General features: G+C 54.8%; 1 tRNA gene and 2 rRNA genes (1 of these 3 cut by a window edge). All 3 read left to right on the top strand.

Going from position 1 to position 2,500, the window contains the following annotated elements:
* Positions 1-1,807: ribosomal RNA gene (locus tag NKG60_RS24640) — 23S ribosomal RNA — on the top strand; it begins 992 nt to the left of the window's first position.
* Positions 1,808-1,883: 76 nt separating this feature from the next.
* Positions 1,884-1,998 (top strand): 5S ribosomal RNA (rrf, locus tag NKG60_RS24635).
* A gap of 130 nt (positions 1,999-2,128) precedes the next feature.
* Positions 2,129-2,205 (top strand) — tRNA-Met (locus tag NKG60_RS24630).
* Positions 2,206-2,500 lie beyond the last annotated feature (295 nt).

Raw genomic sequence — 2,500 nt, 5'->3', positions numbered from 1 at the left:
GGTGCTAACGTCCGTCGTGAAAAGGGAAACAACCCTGACCTACAGCTAAGGTCCCCAAGTTATGGCTAAGTGGGAAAGGATGTGAGGATCCCAAAACAACCAGGATGTTGGCTTAGAAGCAGCCATCATTTAAAGAAAGCGTAACAGCTCACTGGTCTAAATAAGGGTCTTTGCGCCGAAAATGTAACGGGGCTAAAGCCATACACCGAAGCTTAGGGTTTGCAGCAATGCAAGCGGTAGCGGAGCGTTCTGTAAGCTGATGAAGCCATACCCGTGAGGGGTGGTGGAGGTATCAGAAGTGCGAATGCTGACATGAGTAACGTAAGGGGAGTGAGAGACTCCCCCGCCGAAAGTCCAAGGGTTCCTGCTTAAAGCTAATCTGAGCAGGGTTAGCCGGCCCCTAAGTCGAGGCAGAAATGCGTAGACGATGGGAACCACGTTAATATTCGTGGGCCTGGAGGAAGTGACGGATCATTGAGGTAGTCCAATCTTATCGGATTGAAAGGGCTGCTGCGTGGTTCCAGGAAATAGCTCCTCCTTATAGACCGTACCCGAAACCGACACTGGTGGACTGGTAGAGTATACCAAGGCGCTTGAGAGAACTATGCTGAAGGAACTCGGCAAATTGCACGCGTAACTTCGGAAGAAGCGTGACCCTTTCATGCGCAAGCATGGGAGGGTGGCACAGACCAGGGGGTAGCGACTGTTTATCAAAAACACAGGGCTCTGCGAAGTCGCAAGACGACGTATAGGGTCTGACGCCTGCCCGGTGCTGGAAGGTTAAGAGGAGGGGTGCAAGCTCTGAATCGAAGCCCCAGTAAACGGCGGCCGTAACTATAACGGTCCTAAGGTAGCGAAATTCCTTGTCGGGTAAGTTCCGACCTGCACGAATGGCGTAACGACTTCCCCGCTGTCTCCAGCATAGACTCAGTGAAATTGAATTCCCCGTGAAGATGCGGGGTTCCTGCGGTTAGACGGAAAGACCCCGTGCACCTTTACTATAGCTTTACATTGGCATTCGTAGTGGCATGTGTAGGATAGGTGGTAGGCTTTGAAACCTGGGCGCCAGCTCAGGTGGAGCCACCCTTGAAATACCACCCTTATCACTATGGATGTCTAACCGCGGCCCGTTATCCGGGTCCGGGACAATGTATGGTGGGTAGTTTGACTGGGGCGGTCGCCTCCTAAAGAGTAACGGAGGCGCGCGATGGTGGGCTCAGAACGGTCGGAAATCGTTCGCTGAGTGCAATGGCATAAGCCTGCCTGACTGCGAGACTGACAAGTCGAGCAGAGACGAAAGTCGGTCATAGTGATCCGGTGGTCCCGCGTGGAAGGGCCATCGCTCAACGGATAAAAGGTACGCCGGGGATAACAGGCTGATGACCCCCAAGAGTCCATATCGACGGGGTTGTTTGGCACCTCGATGTCGACTCATCGCATCCTGGGGCTGGAGCAGGTCCCAAGGGTATGGCTGTTCGCCATTTAAAGCGGTACGTGAGTTGGGTTCAGAACGTCGTGAGACAGTTCGGTCCCTATCTGCCGTGGGTGTAGGAATATTGAAAGGATCTGTCCCTAGTACGAGAGGACCGGGATGGACGGATCTCTGGTGGACCTGTTGTGGCGCCAGCCGCATAGCAGGGTAGCTATATCCGGACGGGATAACCGCTGAAGGCATCTAAGCGGGAAACCCACCTTAAAACGAGTATTCCCTGAGAACCGTGGAAGACGACCACGTTGATAGGCCGGGTGTGGAAGAGCGGCAACGCTTGAAGCTTACCGGTACTAATAGTTCGATCGGCTTGATCGTTCTCATTCCTAATGTCCATCGTGAACACGATGGATGGCACAGAAAACAGCTTCTCGAGCAACGTGCGTTTTGCCGACCTGGTGGTTATGGCGGAGCGGCTGCACCCGATCCCATTCCGAACTCGGCCGTGAAACGCTCCAGCGCTGATGGTACTTCGTCTCAAGACGCGGGAGAGTAGGTCGCTGCCAGGTCTGCCAAGCGCACGTTGTTTAATCTTCTCCTTACGAACAGGCCCGCCAACGGGACTCCGGGCCGCGAAAGCGGCCCTTTCATTTGGCGGAAGCTTGAATCCGGTGAGCCAAGGCTTACCTTTAGGGTTGACGCGGGGTGGAGCAGCCCGGTAGCTCGTCAGGCTCATAACCTGAAGGTCACAGGTTCAAATCCTGTCCCCGCAACCAAATTCGAAAACGGCCCGCCTTGTGCGGGCCGTTTTCGTATGCGCTGAAGTACGGCAACAGGACACTTAGCATTCCGCGGCCAATCTTTCGCGTATGTGTTCCGATCCACCTCTCATCCGTCGGGCGAATGGCCGATCGGGATTTACGACGCGCCAAAAGGGCGCGCTGCCGTGTTGACTGATATGCACCAAGTGCCGCCGCACAGTCACTGTGACCTTGCCCCTCTGATCTAATCCGGTTTGAAGTTCGTTCTGGCCATCGAGAGGACCAGGACATGAAACGCAGCCGCTTCTCT

The organism is Mesorhizobium sp. M1428, from assembly GCF_040317515.1.
Taxonomy (GTDB): domain Bacteria; phylum Pseudomonadota; class Alphaproteobacteria; order Rhizobiales; family Rhizobiaceae; genus Mesorhizobium.
The sequence above is the reverse complement of the archived record's forward strand: the minus strand, read 5'-3'. Positions and strand labels throughout refer to the sequence as shown.